This window comes from Micromonospora sp. FIMYZ51, assembly GCF_038246755.1.
Taxonomy (GTDB): Bacteria; Actinomycetota; Actinomycetes; order Mycobacteriales; family Micromonosporaceae; genus Micromonospora.
Genome location: NZ_CP134706.1, coordinates 1,123,932 through 1,142,137 on the forward strand (window position 1 = coordinate 1,123,932; position 18,206 = coordinate 1,142,137).

Genomic DNA, 18,206 nt, shown 5'->3' on the forward strand with positions numbered 1-18,206 from the left:
GATAATGCGCCGATGGTGGTGTCACCGCTACACCCTTTTGCGATGCCGCGAACAGCGCCCGATATACGCCCTTGTTTGCTGAAGCACGTCGTGGTTAGCCTCGTTCCACGGTCGCCGGAATGGCCGCACCCGAATCCTGGGATTAACGCAACGGAAGGAATCAGGTCCATGTCCACAAACGGTAGGCCAATTATCGCTTTTATGAGCGACCTCGGCACGACCGACGATTCTGTCGCACAGTGCAAGGGGCTCATGCTGAGCATCTGCCCGAGCGTGACCGTCGTCGACGTGTGTCACTCGATGACTCCGTGGGATGTCGAAGAAGGCGCCCGCTACATCGTCGACCTGCCGCGCTTCTTCCCTGAGGGCACCGTCTTCGCCACGACGACGTACCCGGCCACCGGTACCACCACCCGGTCGGTGGCGATCCGCATCAAGCAGGCAGCCCGGGGCGGCGCGCGGGGCCAGTGGGCCGGGTCGGGCGAGGGCTTCGTCCGGGCCGAGGGCTCCTACATCTACATCGCGCCCAACAACGGCCTGCTCACCACCGTGATCGACGAGCACGGGTACCTCGAGGCGTACGAGGTAAGCAACACCAAGGTCATTCCCGCCAACCCGGAGCCGACCTTCTACAGCCGCGAGATGGTGGCGATTCCGGCGGCGCACCTGGCCGCTGGGTTCCCGCTCAACGAGGTTGGTCGGCCGTTGGCTGACCACGAGATCGTCCGATTCTCCCGGCCGCGCCCGAGCACCGAGTCGGATGGTGTGCTCAGTGGCGAGGTGACCGCGATCGACCACCCGTTCGGAAACGTCTGGACCAACATCCACCGTACCGACCTGGAGAAGGCCGGCATCCGTTACTCGACCCAGCTCAAGGTGCTGCTGGACAACACGCTCACCTTCGACCTGCCGCTCTCGCCGACCTTCGCCGACGCCGGTTCGGTGGGCGACCCGGTCATCTACATCAACAGCCGGGGTTACCTCTCGTTGGCGCGCAACGCCGCGTCGCTGGCGTACCCCTACAACTTCAAGGCCGGCATGGCGGTCTCCGTGCGGAAGGCCTGAGCAGGTCCGGCGAATTCACCGGGCGTGGTCGTCGGCGCGACGCTGGCGACCACGCCCCGCACCCTGAGGGGGGCAGATGACGCTCACCACGTTCGAAGTCGCGATGCTGATGGCGACCATCGCGATCGTCGTCTTCACCGCGCAGGCTGTCGGCAACCTCTTCGCCCGGTTCCGGCAGCCGGCGGTCATCGGCGAGATCCTTGCCGGACTGGTGTGCGGTCCCACCGTTCTCGGTCTGCTGGCACCTGAGGTGAAGCAGGCGCTGTTCCCGCAGAGCGGCGCCGTCGCGGCGATCCTTGCCGGCCTGGGGCAGCTCGGCCTGCTGCTGTTGATGTTCGTGACCGGCAGCGAGATCCGGGTCCACTCCAGACCGCGGGACCGGCGTACGATCGGTCTGGTTTCGACAAGCGGGCTGGTGCTGCCCTTCGTCTTCGGGCTGGCCATCGTCATGGCCATCGACCACCAGGACCTCACCGGCCCGGCCGGCTCGCGGCTGACGACGGCCCTGGTTTTCGCCATCGCCGTCGCGGTCACCAGCATTCCGGTGATTTCCCGCATCATGCTCGATCTGGGCCTGCTGCGGGAGTCCTTCGCCCGGATCGTGCTGAGTGTCGCGGCGATCGAGGACGTCGTGCTGTACATCGTGCTCGCGGTGGTGCTCAGTCTGGCGAATTCGCCCTCCAGCGAGTTCGGGCTCTGGGCGCTGACCGGCATCGAGGACACCGCCTGGTCGGTCGGGTACCACGTCACGGTCACGGTCCTCTTCCTCAGCGCATTTCTGATGTGGGGAACGCCGCTGTTCCGCTGGCTGCTCCATGGTCCGATCGGCATCGTGTCGCGTCGCGGCTCGGCGGCCTATCGGCTGGTGTTGTTGCTGGTCGCGGTCCTGGCCTGCATCTTGTTGGGTATCAACGCGATCTTCGGCGCGCTGCTGACCGGGTTGTGCGCGCGTCGAGCCGACGAGCAGGCGTTGGCGCGGTCGGCCGAGGGCGCCGCGGGTGAGCTGCCGGCCGCGGTCCGGCAGCGGATCGACGATGGTCGCCGGTCCTGGGATGTGCTCCGCCAGTTCTCGACAGCCTTCTTCATTCCGATCTACTTCTTCACGGTCGGGCTCAACCTGGACCTTGCCCGGAACCTCGACCTGATTTTCTTCACCTGGTTCTTCCTGGTGTGCTGCCTGTTGAAGGCCGTCAGCGTGCTCGTCGGTGCCCTGCTGGCCGGGCAGCCGATGGGGCGCTCCATTGACCTTTCGGTGGCGCTCAACGCCCGTGGTGGTCCAGGGATCGTGCTGGCCACGGTGACCCTGAGCGCCGGGGTGGTCAACGAGTCCTTCTTCACCTCGATGGTGTTGCTCTCGGTGCTGACCTCCCTGATGGCCGGCTTCTGGCTGGAACGCCGGTTGTCGGCCCTCCGCGACGAGGAGCGGGACCTGAAGCCAGCCGACGCGCCGAGTGTGCACCTGGCCAGGTGATCCGGCGGCGGCCACCGGTCGATCGGCGTACCGACACTCTCACCATGGAGGTCAACCATGTCGAACCGTCCACCCGCGTACTCCCTGTTCGAGGGGCGCGACCGCGCGCCCATGCGGGCCTTCGCCAGGTCGATCGGCTACACCGAAGATGATCTCCGTCGGCCGATGGTCGCGGTGGTGCACTCGTGGATCGGCACCATGCCGTGCAACTTCACCCACCGCGAGCTGGCCGGGCACGTCATGCGTGGGGTGCGCGCCGCCGGGGGTACGCCGGTCGAGGTGAACACGATCGCGATCTCCGACGTGATCACGATGGGTACGGAGGGGATGAAGACCTCGCTGGTCAGCCGCGAGGTCATCGCCGACTCGATCGAACTGGTCGCCCGTGGTCACATGTTCGACGCGATCGTCTCGATCGTCGGGTGCGACAAGACCATCCCGGCCGCGGCCATGGCGCACGCTCGACTTGACATACCCAGTGTGATCGTCTACTCGGGGTCCATTCAACCGGGGCGGTTCCGTGGCACGCCGGTGACCATCGCGGACGTCTTCGAGGCGGTCGGTGCGGCAGCCTCCGGCCGCATGAGCGACGCCGACCTGGCCGAGTTGGAGTCCGTCGCCTGCCCCGGCGCGGGCTCGTGCGGGGGGCAGTACACGGCCAACACGATGGCCATGATGATGGAGTTCCTCGGATTGTCGCCGCTGGGCTCTGCCGGGCCGCCGGCGCTGAGTGACCGGCGGGCGGAGGTCTGCTACGACGCCGGAAAACTCGTCCTGCGGGCCCTGTCGGACGGGCTGACGCCGAGCCGAATCCTGACGCCGGCTGCCTTCGCCAACGCGATCGTGGTCGGCGCCGCCACTGCCGGTTCCACCAATCTCGTCCTGCACCTGCTGGCGATAGCTCGAGAAGCGGGCGTGCCGCTGAGTCTCGCCGATTTCGACCGGATCAGCGGGCAGGTTCCGGTGATCACCGACCTGAAGCCGTACGGGCGATACACGGCAGTGGATCTCGATGCGGCCGGCGGCAGCAGGCTGGTGGCCGACCGGTTGCTGCGGGCCGGCCTGCTTGACGGCGACGCGCTGACCGCCACCGGTCGTCGTCTCGGCGACGAGGCCGGACTCGCCGAGGAGACACCCGGACAGGTAGTCGTGACGACGGTGACGGAACCGCTGCAACCGACGGGCGGACTCGTGGTCCTGTACGGCAACCTCGCCCCCGACGGTTGCGTGGTCAAGGTCACCGGTCACCAGGCCGCGGAACACACCGGCCCGGCCCGGGTCTTCGAGACCGAGGAGCAGGCGATGGCGGCCGTGCAGCAGGGTGAGGTGGTGGCGGGTGACGTGGTGGTGATCAGGTACGAGGGACCGCGCGGTGGGCCGGGGATGCGTGAGATGTTGGGGGTCACCGCCGCGCTCGTCGGCCGCGACCTCGGTGCGAGCGTTGCGTTGGTGACCGACGGTCGGTTCTCCGGTGCGACCCGTGGATTGATGGCTGGGCATGTGGCACCTGAGGCTGCGGTCGGCGGTCCCATCGCGGCCGTTCGCGACGGCGATCTGGTGACGCTCGACGTGCCTGCCCGCACCATCACCCTGCACGTCGACGACGCGGAGTTGACCGCCCGGTTGGCCGGGTGGAAGGAGCCCGCGGCTCGCTACCCGAACGGAGTGCTGGCGAAGTACCGAGCACTGGTCTCGTCCGCGACGCATGGCGCGGTCACGGGCACCATGTCGGCCCTGGGCCCGGACGGGTCGAGCTGAGACCACTCCCCGGGGAGGATGCCGCGTCGTCCGGCGTCACCTCTGCACACACACGTCGGGTGCCGTCCTTTTCGACGGCACCCGACGTCGGTCGTGCGTCAGTGGGTCACCTGGCCCACGGCAACCGCTCCCCGATTTCGGCGGCCGCGGTCCGACCGTAGGTGCTGGCGAGGCCGTTAGCGAATGCCGTCGGATGGATGTCGTACTCCTGCGGACCGACCGTCCGCAGCACCAGTGCGGCCAGCGCGCAGCCGAGCTGGGCGGCCCTGGCATCCGGCAGGCCCCAGCTCACGCCGGCGAGGAAACCGGCCCGGAACGCGTCGCCCACGCCGGTCGGGTCAATCTCGGCGTCGACCGCCACGGCGGAGACCTCTTCCGTGGGGTGGTTCAGGCTCTCGATCCGAGCTCCCTTGGCGGCGAGGGTGGTCACCCAGGTGTCGACGCGGGTGAGCACCTCCCGTTCGGTCCACCCCGTCTTTTGCAGCACCAGAGCGTGTTCGTACTCGTTTGTGAACAAATAGCGGGCCCCGTCGATGAGGCGACGGATGTCCGTCGGGCGCATGAAGGCCAGCTGCTGGGAGGGGTCGGCGGCGAACGGGTAGTCGTTGGCCCGGCACTCGTCGGTGTGCCGCAGCATCGCCGTTGGATCGTTTGGGCTGATGACCACCAACTCCGTGCCGCCAAGTTGCTCGACGGCGGGGCGCAGCTCCAGCTTCTGCGCCTCGGACATCGCACCCGGATAGAACGACGCGATCTGATTGCCGTCCTGGTCGGTGGTGCAGAGAAAGCGGGCGGTGTGCAGCTCGTCCGACACGGCGATGAACGACACGTCCAGGCCATTGCGTTCCAGCCACGACCGGTAGTCGGCGAAGTCGACGCCGGCGGCGGCGACGATCACCGGCCGTAGGCCCAGTCGCGCCAGGCCGAGGCCGATGTTGGCCGCTACCCCACCCCGGCGTACGTCGAGCGAATCGACCAGGAACGACAGCGACACCCGGTCGAGGGAGTCCGGTACGAACTGGTCGACGAAGCGGCCTCGGAAGGAGGTGAGGTGGTCGACGGCGATCGACCCGGTGACGATGATGGTCACGACAACTCCCTATCGTTCACAGGTTGGCCGCAGCCCGTAGCGCCGGTACCCGGTCGGTCCGCTCCCACGTGAAGGTGTCCTCGGTACGACCGAAATGGCCGTACGCGGCCGTGTGTACGTAGATCGGTCGTAGTAGTTCGAGATCGCGGATGATCGCTGCGGGGCGCAGGTCGAAGACGCTGGTCAGCGCGGCGTGGATACGGTCGACGGGGATCTTTTCGGTGCCGAAGCACTCCACGAACAGACCCACCGGCTCCGCCTTACCGATGGCGTACGCAACCTGGATCTCGCAGTGTGTCGCCATTTCGGCGGCGACCACGTGCTTGGCGAGCCAACGCATGGCATATGCCGCGGAGCGGTCCACCTTCGACGGGTCCTTGCCGGAGAACGCCCCTCCGCCATGCCGCGCGATGCCACCGTACGTGTCGATGATGATCTTGCGTCCGGTCAGACCCGTGTCGCCCATCGGCCCCCCGATCTCGAACCGACCGGTGGGGTTGACCAGTAGCTGGTACTCGTCCGTGCGCAGTGCCAGCTCGGCGAGGATCGGCTCCACCACGTGCTTGCGGATGTCCTCGGTCAGCAGCCGCTCGACGTCGATGTCGGCCGCGTGCTGGCTGGAGACGACGATGGTCTCCACCGCGACCGGGCGTACCCCGTCGTAGGCGATGGTGACCTGGGTTTTGCCGTCCGGACGGAGATAAGGCATGGCACCCTCGCGCCGCACGGTGGACAGGCGGCGGGCGAGGCGGTGCGCCAGTGTGATCGGCAGCGGCATCAACTCGGGGGTGTCGGTGCACGCGTATCCGAACATCATGCCCTGGTCACCGGCGCCCTGCTGGGCCACGCCGGCGGGATCATCGCCGCTGCGGGACTCGTACGCCCGGGCCACGCCTTGGGCGATGTCCGGCGACTGCCGTCCGATCGCGACGTTGACACCGCAGGTACGGGCGTCAAAGCCCTTTGTCGACGAGTCGTACCCGATTCGCAGAACCTGTGCCCGCGCCACCTCCGCGGCATTGACAGCGGCGTGTGAGGCGACCTCGCCCGCGATGTGGATCTGCCCGGTCGTGATCAGTGTCTCCACGGCCACGCGGCTGTGCGGATCACCGAGGAGAAAGGCGTCGAGAAGCGCATCGCTGATCTGGTCGGCGATTTTGTCCGGGTGCCCTTCTGTAACCGATTCCGAGGTAAACAGACGGTAAGGCACAATAGACCTCCACGAAATGTCACAGAGGCGCCGCGGCGATGCCGGTATCGCGCTGGGGCGCTGCCCGTCACGGACGGGATCTCGGATGCGAGACCTGTCGACAAGGTTCCTCTTCGCCTCGATTCGGAGCATCGGAGGGAAGTAGCAGACGCGGTGACACGTTCCTCGTATCGGACTGTTTCCTTTGGAGGTTCACCGGGCCGACGGCATTGCCGCAAAATTGGGCGGGACCGGGCCGCCGGACCGCAGGCGCCGTGTCACTGACGACGATGCTCAGCCGTCACCATTCAGCTGGCTGGGCACGACCCGGATTCGGACATTCCTGGAGGAGACCGTGTCGACGCAGCATGTACCCGCGCCATCCGCGTCACCGTTGACCCATCGGCGACCGGCCTTCGACCTGTTCGAGGGTTACGCGCTCAGCAGCGTGCTCGCCGGGCTGGAGATCGGCGGTCTGCTCGGCACCCTGGAGCGGGACGGCCTCTCCGAGGAGATGGTGCTTGATCGTCCGCCCGAGGCCGCCAACCTGCTGGGCGCCAGCCTGCGGTACCTGGTGGACCGGGGCGTGGTGCGGGTAGGTGCGAGCGGGTACTCCCTCACCGAGTACGGCCGGGAGATCTGCGCGGACAAGGGTTACCTGGTGTGGTTGGTCGGCGGCTACGGCGGACCACTGTCCAAGCTCGACAAGTTCGTCACCGGTGCCGCCCGGTACGGCATCGACTACACCCGCAACGGCGAGTGGGTGGCCGGTGGTGCCGCCATGCTCGGCCGAGCTGATGTCGTGCCCTACGCGGTGGACCTGCTCAAGGGGATCAACTTCACCCGGATGGTGGACATCGGCTGCGGTAACGCCCGGTTCCTGCTGCTCGCCTGCCAGCAGTTCGGTGCCTCCGGGGTCGGTGTCGATCTGAGCCCTGAGGCTTGCCAACTCGCCGAGGAGGCGGTGGACCGGGCCGGGATGCGGGAGCGGGTGCAGATCGTCCTGGGCGACGCCGAGGATCTCGATCGCATCCCGGGACTCGACGAGACCGACCTGGTCGTCACGTTCTTCCTGCTGCACGAGGTCCTCGGCAAGGGCCGCGAGGCGTTGGTCGGGTACCTGCGTGAGCTGTCCGACCGGCTTCCCCCTGGCGCGCACCTACTCGTCGCCGAGGTCGAGCCGCCGGACGGTGGCGTTTCGTCCCGGCAGTGGTTCACCCCCGAATTCGCCTACGTGCACGCCGTCATGTCCCAGATTCTCTACCCGGCGCAGCAGTGGAGCGAGGCGTTGACCGACGGAGGGTTCGAGGTGGCCGAGGTGTTGCGTGACGGGATGCCGGGTGGCCTGATCATCCTTGGCCGGAAGCCGGCATCGTGAAGTCCGCCGGTCTCGCGGTCGAACCACGATCATCCCTCGGCTACCAGATGATCGCCGGCAGACCGGCCGGCGCGGCGAAACCGATCGGCTTCCGGTCGATCCGTCGCGCCGACCATCTGGTGGGTCCGCTCGCGGTGGCCCCCCTGCACGGGCGGTATCTGCGGCCCCAACTCGCCGCGGTGCTGGCTGACGATATTCGGCCCGGTGCCGGTCCCGGTGCCGTTGCCCTCGCGATCGCCGGCCGCTGCGTCGCCATCGTGGTGGTGAACGATCGGGACGCTGCCACCGGTGTACTGCTCGGCGATCGGCTGCTGGAACCGGAGGCCGAGGACCCCGTGTCACTGTGGTACGGCACCTCACGATCGATCCTGCTTCCCGCGCAACACGCCGACCTGATCGTTCAGCTGCAGTGGCTCGCCGCGACGGCCGGTGGACTGCACGCCGGACAGCTCCTCTTCCCAGTTCCCCGCGAATCCGGCGACCGCCTTCCGGCCGCACCCGGCATGTGGACGGCAGCGGGCCCCGACGCGGCGACCCTGATCGTGAGGATCACCCCATGAGCGAACTGGCCCCGGGTGCCGTCACTCTCGGCACCGACGACGCCCTCGACGGCGTCGTGCCGCTCGACATCGACGCGGTCGCGCGTCGGTTGGATCAGGCGTGGCTCAGCGGCACCACGATCGCACCGCTGAGCGAGAGCGAGGGACTCACCTCGGCAGAGACCGCGTACGCGATCCAGGCCCGGTGGAGTGAGCTGCGGGTCGAGCAGGGCGACCAGATCATCGGTCGCAAGATCGGTCTGACCAGCCGGGCGATGCAGGAGCAGATGGGGGTCTCCGAGCCCGACTACGGCAGCGTCTGGTCATCGCGGTTCTACCCGGCGCGCAATGGCCGGGCCGAGATGCCAGCGGACGTGTTCATCCAACCATTGGCCGAGGCTGAACTGGCATTCCTGATCGGCCGCCCGCTCTCTGGTACTGAGGTGACGCCGATCGAGGTGCTCGCCGCCACCGAGGCCGTGGCGGTCTCAGTCGAGATCATCGACAGCCGGATCACGGACTGGAAGATCAAGCTGGCGGACACCATCACCGACAACGCCTCGTACGGAGGCATGACGGTGGGACCGTGGCAGCGCGCCCTGCGCCATGCCGACCTCGGCACGCTCGGCATGGTCGTCCACCACAACGGAGAACCAACGATCGAGGCGGTGGGCGCCGCGGCCCTCGGGCATCCGGCCCGATCCGTGGCGTGGTTGGTGAACAAGCTCGGCTCCTACGGCGTGGGGCTGGCCGCGGGGGACATCGTGTTGTCCGGTTCGCTGGGCCGATCGCTGCGGGTCAGGGCCGGTGACGTCTTCCAAGTCGAGTCCTTCGGCCAGCCAGGGCTGGCCGTGACCCTCTGCTGACAGCAATGGGACGGAGCTGATGGTGGTGTCTGGAAAACGTTCTGCGGCGGGCCGGTTCGCCGGCCAGTCAGTGCTGGTCACCGGCGCGGCGAAGGGTATCGGTCGCGCCGCTGTGGCGGGGTTCGCCCGGGAGGGTGCCCGGATCGTCGCGGGTGACATCGACGGTGCGGCACTGCGGCAACTGCCCGCTGCGGTGCCGGCGGCGGAGATCGAACTGGTCACCGCCGACGTGTCCGACCCGGATGGTGCCCGGTCCATGGTCGAGGCGGCGGTACGCAGGTACGGCGGACTCGATGTGGTGATCGCGAACGCCGGGATCATCCCGTTGGCGGGAATCCTGGACACCTCGGTCAAGGATTGGGACGACGTGATGGCGGTCGACGGCAGGGGAATGTTCCTGACCTGCAAGTACGCCATCGAACAGATGAGCGGTGCCGGCGGAGGCACCATCGTCTGCGTGTCGTCGATCTCGGGACTGGCCGGTCAGAAGGGCCAGGCGGCGTACGGCCCGGCGAAGTTCGTCGCCACTGGTCTGGTCATGCATCTGGCAGTGGAATGGGCCGCCGCTGGCATCCGGGTCAACGGAGTCGCTCCGGGTACGATCCGCACCGACCGGGTTCAGGCGTTGGCCGACGAGCCGGGCGGACCGGAGTACCTGGAGTCCATCGCGCAGATGCACCCGATGGGTCGCTTCGGTGAACCCGACGAGGTGGCCGACGCGATGCTCTTCCTGGCCTCCGACGAGGCCGCCTTCATCACCGGCACGGTGCTGCCGGTGGACGGCGGATATCTCGCGCAGTAGTGCCGGACCGCCGAGCGGTGCCGGCGGCCCCTCCCGCAGCGCGACGTCGCGTGCCTCAGGGGTGTGCTGCGCGTCGTACCTCGCTCAGCCCGTCCAGGATCATCCTGCTGTCGACCGCGCAGGCGACCAACCCCAGACCTCGGTTCCACCAGTCGCGGGCCCGCGGTGGCGCTGGTGCGAACACCGCGGTGGCCATCCCCACGGATCTGGCGGTGGCCGCTACGGCGGTCAGTGTCTCCAGGACCAGGGGATGGTCCGGCTGGCCAGGAAGGCCGAGCGCGTGTGAGGTGTCGACCGGGCCGAGGAAGATGGCGTCCAGTCCGTCGACGACCATGATGTCGTCGATGCTGCGGATGGCCTCGACTCCTTCGACCATCACCATGACCAGGGTCTCCTCGTTGCTGCGGGCGAGCCACTCGGGATCGCCCGTGAACCGTGCGGCGCGAACCCACGGGTTGCTGCCGCGGCTACCATGCGGCGCGAACCGCGCCGCCGCGACCACCGCTCTGGTGGTCGCGGCGGAGCCCACCTGCGGCACCAGTACGCCGTCCGCGCCCAGGTCGAGTACCGATCCGATGGCTACGGCGCTGTTGTCGGGGACGCGGACGACGGCCGGGAGTTGGTGTGCGGCGGCGGCCAGCAGCGCTTGGTGCACCAGGTCCAGCGTGTAGGGCCCGTGCTCCATGTCCAGAATGACGAAGTCGAAACCAGCGAGAGCGATGAGCTCAACGACCTCGGTGGAGGGAATCACACTGAACGTGCCAAGGAGCTTTTCGCCGGCCCGCACCCGGTGGCGCAGCCCGCGACGACCGGCCGGCACAGTGTCGGCGGTCCGGTCGTCGCGGGCTGCGCCGCTTCGTTCGGCGGTGGGTCCGGGCACCTCTGCGGCGGGATCGCGATCCCGTGCCGGTTCCGCGCCCGTCATGTTGTCCCTCCGGTCGAGCGCCAGCTGTAGGGCGTGGCGAAATGGTGGCTGGTTGGACATCCGTGTCTCCGCCCGCTGGATCAGTAGCGGTAGTGCTCCGGCTTGTACGGCCCCTCCTGCGGCACCCCGAGATACTCGGCCTGCGCCTTGGTCAACGTGGTCAGGTGGATGCCGAGAGCGTCCAGGTGCAGCCGGGCCACCTTCTCGTCCAGCTGCTTGGACAGGCGGTAGACATCGACCGGGTACTGCTCGGTCTTGGTGAACAGTTCGATCTGCGCGATCACCTGGTTCGTGAAGGAGTTGGACATCACGAAGGACGGGTGGCCGGTGGCGTTGCCGAGATTGAGCAGGCGACCCTCGGACAGCACGATGATCGAGTGCCCGTCGGGGAAGACCCACTCGTCAACCTGCGGTTTGATGTTGATCCGCTGAATTCCGGGCACCTTGGCCAGACCGGCCATGTCGATCTCGTTGTCGAAGTGGCCGATGTTGCCCACGATGGCCTGATGCTTCATCCGCGCCATCTGGGCGGCGGTGATGACCCCCAGGCAGCCGGTCGCGGTGACGAAGATGTCGGCGATCTCGACGACCTCGTCGAGGGTGCTGACCTGGTAGCCGTCCATCGCAGCCTGGAGGGCACAGATCGGGTCGACCTCGGTGACGATCACCCGAGCGCCCTGACCCCGTAGTGACTCCGCACAGCCCTTGCCCACGTCGCCGTACCCGTTGACGACGGCGACCTTGCCGCCGATCAGGACATCGGTCGCCCGGTTGATGCCGTCGATCAGCGAGTGGCGACAGCCGTACTTGTTGTCGAACTTGCTCTTCGTCACCGAGTCGTTGACGTTGATCGCGGGGAACAGCAGCGAACCACGTTGCTGCATCTCGTACAGCCGGTGCACACCGGTGGTGGTCTCCTCGGTGACACCGCGGATTCCACTGCTGATCCGGCTCCACCGCTGCGGCTCACTGGCCAACGACGCGCGGAGCAGGTCGAGAATGACCGCCTCCTCCTCGCTGTCCAGTTCGGTGGTGACGGGCACGGCGCCGGCCCGTTCGAACTCCGCGCCGCGATGCACCAGCAGCGTCGCGTCCCCGCCGTCGTCGAGGATCATGTTGGGCCCTTCGCCATCGGGCCAGACGAGCGCACGCTCGGTGCACTGCCAGTATTCCGGCAGGGTCTCGCCCTTCCAGGCGAACACCGGCACGCCCTTCGGGTCCTCGACGGTACCGTCCGGGCCGACGGCGATCGCCGCAGCCGCGTGGTCCTGAGTCGAGAAGACATTGCAACTCGCCCAGCGGACCTGGGCGCCCAGCGCGGTCAGCGTCTCGATGAGTACTGCGGTCTGCACCGTCATGTGTAGTGAACCGGTGATTCGCGCCCCCCGTAGCGGAGCGGCGTCGGCGAACTCGGATCGAAGCGCCATCAGACCGGGCATCTCGTGTTCGGCGAGGCGGATCTCCTTGCGGCCGAACTCGGCCAGGGAGATGTCGGCAACCTTGAAGTCATCGAATGGCATCGGCTCTCCCGAAAAACTCGGCAGCAACGAACAGTTGGGGGCAACCACACGTTAGGCGATGTGGCGTGGCGCGGCCTAGGAGAATCACTCGGTGAAGCGAATTATGCGACCCACATCGTAGTGCCCGTGGCCGGAAGGTGTAGCGCCGGATACCCGCTTCGATTATCGGTTCAGACGTGCGGAGAGGTTAGTGTTTCGGGATATTGCGTTCGCGTCGGTATCTTCCTCCAAGAATGGAGAATAAGCGTGGCCGCGTCACAGAATCCAACGGCGGAGATCGGCATTATCGGAGGAAGTGGCCTCTACCAACTGGACATGCTCGACGATCCGGAGCTGACCATGCCGACTACTCCCTTCGGAGAGCCGAGTGGTCCGATCACGGTCGGCGTCCTGGCGGGGCGCCGGGTCGCGTTCCTGCCTCGCCACGGCGTCGGTCACCGGCTGATGCCGTCGGAAATTCCGGTACTGGCCAACCTGTACGCGCTGCGTGCGCTCGGAGTGCGGCAGGTCTTCGCGGTGAGCGCGGTCGGCAGCCTGTCGGAGAAGTACGCGCCCGGTGATCTCGTCGTGCCCGACCAGATCGTCGACCGTACTCGGGGAAAGCGTCCGACCTCGTTCTTCGGCTCCGGCCTGGTGGCGCACGTGGCGATGGCCGATCCGTTCTGCGCCCGGCTGCGGGGTGACCTGCTGGCCGCCGCGACGGTGGTGGGTCGGGTGAATGTCGCCGACGGCGGCACCTACTGCTGCATCGAAGGACCGCGCTTCTCCACCCGTGCAGAGTCGGAACTGTACCGCTCGTGGGGCATGGGCATCATCGGCATGACTGCGGTTCCCGAGGCTGGCCTGGCCCGTGAGGCGTCGCTCTGCTACGCCAACCTCTGCCTGGTCACCGACTACGACTGCTGGCACGACAGTGCCGACAGCGTCACCGCCGAACTGGTGGCCGACACCATGCGACGCAACGTGGAGGCCGCCGGCCGGGTGCTGCGCGAGGCGCTGGCGATCGTCGATGTGGCCGCCGACTGCGACTGCCGGCACGCCCTGACCGGTGCCGTGCTCACCGACCCGGCACAGGTGACGCCGGAGACCCGAGCGCGTCTCGGACTGCTGCTGGGTGACCACTCGGAACTGGGGTCGTAGCCCGGGTCGCCACCGCTGAGATTCGGAATCAGGACAAGAAAGTTCAAGCGGGCCCGAAGCCGGGCGCCATACGCTCGTCCCGGCCGATTCCGGTGAGGGGGCTCCTTCTCGGCGCGGCCTATCGGGGGATGGGGGCGCAGCATGGTTGTCCTGCTCTATGTTGCGGTGGTCGTCATCTGGGGGAGTACCTGGGTTGCCATCGCGTACCAGGTGGGTGACGTGCCCATCGCCGCGTCCGTCTGCTACCGGTCGGCCGCGGCGGCCCTGCTGCTGTTCGGCTACCTGCTCGTGCGCAGAACGCCCCTGCGGTTCGGGTTCCGGCAGCATGTGCAGATGGCGCTGATCGGGACGCTCATGTTCTCGGGGAACTATCTCTTCCTCTACACGGCCGAGGAGAAGATCGCTTCGGGTCTGGTGGCGCTCCTGTTCTCCATGACGTTGCCGCTCAATGTCATAAACTCCTCCATCTTCCTGCGAAAACGGATCAGCCCGATCGTTCTGGTCGCCACCTTGCTGGGTATCGCTGGTGCCGCGATCATGTTCTGGGACGATCTTGTAGGCATGCGCGCCAATGCGGAAAGCCTCTTGGGTGTGGGTATGGCGTTGGCCGGTACGATGTGTTTCTCACTGGGTAACATGGTCTCGGTGAGCAGCCAGGAAGCGGGTGTTCCAGTGGTGCAGAGCGAGGCCTTCGGGTTGCTCTACGGCGCGCTGATTCTGGTTCCTGTCGTCCTGGTCACCGGCGGTTTTCGGGTCTCCCTCGAACCCTCGTACATCATCTCGCTGGCCTATCTCGTGATCTTCGGTTCGATTATCGGCTTTGCTTTCTACCTCACTCTCCTCGGCCGCGGGGGCGCGGCCCGGGCCGGTTACATCACCGTCCTGTTCCCGATCGTCGCCCTCGTCTGGTCCACGCTGCTGGAGAACTACGTCTGGACGCTACAGGCCCTGTGCGGAGGCGCACTGATCCTGCTCGGCAGCGCAATCGCGATCACCCCACCGGATCGGTTGCGCCGCTTGACCCGGCCGGTATTCCGCAGTGCCCCGCACGAACCCGCCCGCTCCGCCACGGCGGCCCGGCCACCGATGCTCGACGACCGGCCGGACGAAGAATCACGAACGGCAGTCTCACGCTAAATGGAGGAAGAACACTGTGCAGTACGACGCCGTGGACAAGCAACCGGACTTCCCCGCGTTGGAGCGTCGCATCATCGAGCGCTGGCGGGAACGTGACGTCGTCCGCGCCTCGATGCGGGAGAAGCCGGGTGCGCCACTGCTGAGTTGCTACGACGGGCCACCCACCGCGAACGGCCGGCCGGGTGTGCACCACGTCGAGGCCCGCGTCTTCAAGGACGTCATGCCGCGGTACTTCACCATGAAGGGCTACCACGTGCCGCGCCGGGCGGGATGGGACTGCCATGGCATCCCGGTCGAGCTTGAGGTGGAGAAGCAGCTTGGCTTCACCGGCAAACCCCAGATCGAGCAGTACGGCGTCGCTGAGTTCAACGCCAGGTGCCGGGAATCGGTCACCCGCTACGTGGAGGACTGGAAAAAGCTGACCGAGCGCATCGCCTACTGGTGCGACATGGAGGACGCGTACTGGACGATGTCATCGTCCTATGTGGAGAGCGTCTGGTGGTCGATCAAGAATATGTACGACCGCGGTCTGCTCTACGAGGACTTCCGCGTGGTGCCGTACTGCCCGCGCTGCGGCACCACGCTCTCCGATCACGAGGTGGCACAGGGCTACGCACAGACTGAGGATCTCAGCATCTACTTCGTGCTGCCCCTGCTGACCGGGCCACTAGCACCAGGCGGCTCCGGCGTGGGCGGCGACCCGGCGGGCGCCTCGCTGCTGGCCTGGACCACGCTGCCGTGGACCGTCGTGTTCAGCACACTCGCGGTGATCGGCAACGACATCCGGTACGTGCTCGCCCGCGGCGGCCGGGCCGGCGACCGCCTGGTCGTGCTCGCCGCCGACCTGGTGGAGGCGGTGCTGGGAGCAGACGCGGAGGTGGTGCGCGAGGTCGACAACGACGAGCTGCTCGGCGCCCGCTACCGCGCCCCGTTCGAGTACGTCGGACCCGGGTCGCCGGACGATCCCGACGGCGATCCGGCCTCGACACGGTTCGTGGTGGCCGGTGACTTCGTCACCACGGGCCAGGGCACCGGGATTGTGAGCACGGCTCCCGCGTACGGCGAGGACGACATGCGGGTCGCCAAGGAGAACCACCTGCCGGTGGTCAACTACGTCGACACCGCCGGCTGCTTCGACCAGCGGGTCGGGCCTTACGCCGGCATGTACGTGCGGGATGTAAACGTCCAGGTGGTCCAGGACATGGAGGCGGCCGGCTATCTGCTCTTCAGTGAGCTCTACTCGCACACGTTCCCGTTCTGCTGGCGCTGCTCCACGCCTCTGCTCTACTACGCCAAGCCGTCCTGGTACATCGCCACCACCCGGTACCGCGACCGGCTGCTGGAAGAGAATGCCACCGTCGACTGGCGCCCCGAGCACATCCGCTCAGGCCGCTACGGTGACTGGCTCGTCAACAACGTCGACTGGGCGCTGTCCAGGGAACGATACTGGGGCACGCCGTTGCCGCTCTGGCGCTGCCAGACCTGCCGGCACACCAAGGCGGTCGGCTCCCTGGCCGAGCTTGGTGAGCTGACCAGCAGTGACATGTCGGTCATGGACCCGCATCGGCCGTTCGTCGATGACGTCACCTTCGCCTGTGCCGCCTGCCCGGACGGCGAGATGCGCCGCGTACCGGAGGTGATCGATGCCTGGTACGACTCGGGCGCGATGCCGTTCGCGCAGTTCGGATATCCGCACAAGCCCGGAAGCCGCGAGAGTTTCGAGCGGCTCTTCCCGGGTGACTACACGGCCGAGGCCATCGACCAGACGCGCGGCTGGTGGTACTCGCTGCACGCGATCTCGACCATCCTGTTCGACCAGAACAGTTACCGGCGTGCCCTGTGTCTTGGCCATATCGTCGACGTCAATGGACGCAAGATGTCCAAATCGTTGGGAAACGTGCTTGATCCGTGGAGTCTGATCGACAGCCACGGTGCCGACGGCCTGCGTTGGTTGATGCTGGTGGAGGGTAACCCGTGGCAGCCCCGCCGGGTCGGTGACGAGAGCGTCCGGCAGGTAACCCGCAAGCTGTTGCTGACCATCTGGAACACCTACTACTTCTTCGTGACCCACGCGGAGCTTGCTGGCTGGAACCCCCGGACGGCTCGGCCGGTCACCGGGCCGGTGCCGGTGATGGACCGCTATGGGCTCGCCGAGGTCGCCGACGCGGTGACCGAGGTCGACCGGGCTTTCGCCGAGTACGACATCACCCGAGCCGGGCGTCGGGTGGCCAGCTTCGTCGATGATCTGTCGAACTGGTACCTGCGCCGTAACCGGGACCGGTTCTGGGACGCCAGCGAATCGGAGCTTTCCGATGACGCCAACTCGGCCTTCTCCACGCTCTACACGTGCCTGACTTCACTGGCCGGAATGCTGGCACCGCTGACACCCTTCCTCGCCGACGAGCTGTACGAGAACCTGGTACGTCGATTCGACCCCGAGGCGCCGGATTCGATCCACCTGAGCCGGTTCCCGCAGGCGCAGCCCGGTACCGCAGACCCGGAGCTGCGTAGGGCGATGGCACTGACCCGGCGGATGGTCGCGCTGGGCCGCGATGCCCGGGTGGGGGTCGGGGTGCCGGTGCGCTGTCCGTTGCAGCGGGCCGTGGTGACGGTGCCGGCCGACGAACGTGACCGACTGGAACCGATGCGGGACATCATCGCCGCCGAACTGAACCTCAAACAGGTGACGCTCGCGACGAGCGAGTCCGCCGAGATGGTGAAGTACACGATCAAACCGAACTTCCGGGTTCTGGGACCGCTGTTCGGTGCGCGTACCCCTGCGGTGGTCGCAGCGATCCAACAGGCCGACGTCGACACCGCGGTGGCCAACCTGCGTGCGCACGGACGATTCGACGTACACGTCAACGATGAGGTGGTCTCCGTCGCCGCCGAGGCTGTGCAGGTTCTCGAGGAGCCGGTGACCGGTTGGCAGATCTCGACCGAGGGTGGATACAGCATCGCGATCGACCGGGCGATCACCACGGAGCTGAGGCTGGAATGGCTCGCTCGGGATCTGGTGCGGATGCTCAACGAGCTGCGCAAACGACGTGATCTGCACATCACTGACCGGGTGCGACTCGCACTGCGTATCGAGGATGACCCGCACAAGGAAATCGACTCGGCGTTGCGCGCCCATGAGGCGGCGCTGCGCCGGGACGTCCTGATAGCTCAGATTGACCGGACCGAGACGCCGCCGGAGACCGGCGAGCGGATCCGTCTGGGCGACGGTGCCCTCGTGGTCGATCTGAAGGTACTCCGATGACCTGTGTGACGACCACGAGAGGGAGGAATCCAATGCCCGACCTGTACGCGTCAGGCGCGCTAAC

Annotated in this window: 14 protein-coding genes; 10 read left to right on the plus strand and 4 right to left on the minus strand. The window is 67.1% G+C overall.

Annotation, left to right across the window (positions count from 1 at the left end):
- Positions 1-201: 201 nt before the first annotated feature.
- From QQG74_RS05390 to ilvD, 3 genes are all read left to right on the plus strand, one after another.
- On the plus strand, positions 202-1,065 hold the full coding sequence (locus QQG74_RS05390; protein ID WP_341719178.1) for an adenosyl-fluoride synthase: 864 nt from the start codon (positions 202-204) through the stop codon (positions 1,063-1,065).
- 76 nt (positions 1,066-1,141) lie between these two features.
- Positions 1,142-2,536, plus strand: a complete 1,395-nt coding sequence (locus tag QQG74_RS05395) for a cation:proton antiporter (protein WP_341719179.1) — start codon at positions 1,142-1,144, stop codon at positions 2,534-2,536.
- 57 nt (positions 2,537-2,593) lie between these two features.
- Positions 2,594-4,294, plus strand: coding sequence for a dihydroxy-acid dehydratase (ilvD, locus tag QQG74_RS05400; RefSeq protein WP_341719180.1), 1,701 nt, complete (start codon positions 2,594-2,596; stop codon positions 4,292-4,294).
- Between the two features lie 106 nt (positions 4,295-4,400).
- Here ilvD and QQG74_RS05405 read toward each other — a convergent pair whose 3' ends face one another.
- Both QQG74_RS05405 and metK read right to left on the minus strand, forming a co-directional pair.
- The gene (locus QQG74_RS05405) at positions 4,401-5,384 is read right to left on the minus strand and encodes a carbohydrate kinase family protein (protein ID WP_341719181.1); all 984 of its coding nucleotides are present in this window, start codon (positions 5,382-5,384) and stop codon (positions 4,401-4,403) included.
- 16 nt (positions 5,385-5,400) lie between these two features.
- On the minus strand, positions 5,401-6,594 hold the full coding sequence (gene metK / locus QQG74_RS05410; protein WP_341719182.1) for a methionine adenosyltransferase: 1,194 nt from the start codon (positions 6,592-6,594) through the stop codon (positions 5,401-5,403).
- Between the two features lie 334 nt (positions 6,595-6,928).
- Between metK and QQG74_RS05415 the strand changes: the two genes are divergently transcribed.
- Genes QQG74_RS05415 through QQG74_RS05430 form a run of 4 tightly spaced genes read left to right on the plus strand, consistent with a single transcriptional unit; the run spans position 6,929 to position 10,158 of the window.
- Entirely contained in the window at positions 6,929-7,951 is a 1,023-nt protein-coding gene (locus QQG74_RS05415) for a class I SAM-dependent methyltransferase (protein ID WP_341719183.1), read from the plus strand.
- Positions 7,948-8,511 carry a hypothetical protein gene (locus QQG74_RS05420; RefSeq protein ID WP_341719184.1) on the plus strand — a complete coding sequence of 188 codons (564 nt, stop codon included), beginning with the start codon at positions 7,948-7,950 and terminating at the stop codon, positions 8,509-8,511. Before QQG74_RS05415 ends, QQG74_RS05420 begins: the two co-directional genes overlap by 4 nt.
- Positions 8,508-9,356, plus strand: coding sequence for a fumarylacetoacetate hydrolase family protein (locus tag QQG74_RS05425; RefSeq protein WP_341719185.1), 849 nt, complete (start codon positions 8,508-8,510; stop codon positions 9,354-9,356). The genes QQG74_RS05420 and QQG74_RS05425 overlap by 4 nt, the downstream gene beginning before the upstream one ends.
- 25 nt (positions 9,357-9,381) lie before the next feature.
- Entirely contained in the window at positions 9,382-10,158 is a 777-nt protein-coding gene (locus tag QQG74_RS05430) for an SDR family NAD(P)-dependent oxidoreductase (protein ID WP_341719186.1), read from the plus strand.
- 55 nt (positions 10,159-10,213) lie between these two features.
- Here the strand turns inward: QQG74_RS05430 and QQG74_RS05435 are convergent, their stop codons facing one another.
- Both QQG74_RS05435 and ahcY read right to left on the minus strand, forming a co-directional pair.
- Positions 10,214-11,083 (minus strand): aldolase/citrate lyase family protein, encoded by an 870-nt coding sequence (locus QQG74_RS05435; protein ID WP_341719187.1) that lies wholly within the window; start codon positions 11,081-11,083, stop codon positions 10,214-10,216.
- Between the two features lie 80 nt (positions 11,084-11,163).
- Positions 11,164-12,603: an adenosylhomocysteinase gene (ahcY, locus tag QQG74_RS05440; RefSeq protein ID WP_341719188.1), complete on the minus strand. Its 1,440-nt coding sequence runs from the start codon at positions 12,601-12,603 to the stop codon at positions 11,164-11,166.
- A gap of 246 nt (positions 12,604-12,849) precedes the next feature.
- Here ahcY and mtnP point away from each other — a divergent pair, with 246 nt between their 5' ends.
- The 3 genes from mtnP (at position 12,850) to ileS (ending at position 18,142) form a co-directional block, all read left to right on the plus strand.
- Positions 12,850-13,743 (plus strand): S-methyl-5'-thioadenosine phosphorylase, encoded by an 894-nt coding sequence (gene mtnP / locus QQG74_RS05445; RefSeq protein WP_341719189.1) that lies wholly within the window; start codon positions 12,850-12,852, stop codon positions 13,741-13,743.
- Between the two features lie 141 nt (positions 13,744-13,884).
- The gene (locus QQG74_RS05450; protein WP_341719190.1) at positions 13,885-14,880 is read left to right on the plus strand and encodes a DMT family transporter; all 996 of its coding nucleotides are present in this window, start codon (positions 13,885-13,887) and stop codon (positions 14,878-14,880) included.
- Positions 14,783-18,142: an isoleucine--tRNA ligase gene (ileS, locus tag QQG74_RS05455; protein WP_341719191.1), complete on the plus strand. Its 3,360-nt coding sequence runs from the start codon at positions 14,783-14,785 to the stop codon at positions 18,140-18,142. The genes QQG74_RS05450 and ileS overlap by 98 nt, the downstream gene beginning before the upstream one ends.
- The last annotated feature ends 64 nt before the right edge of the window (positions 18,143-18,206 follow it).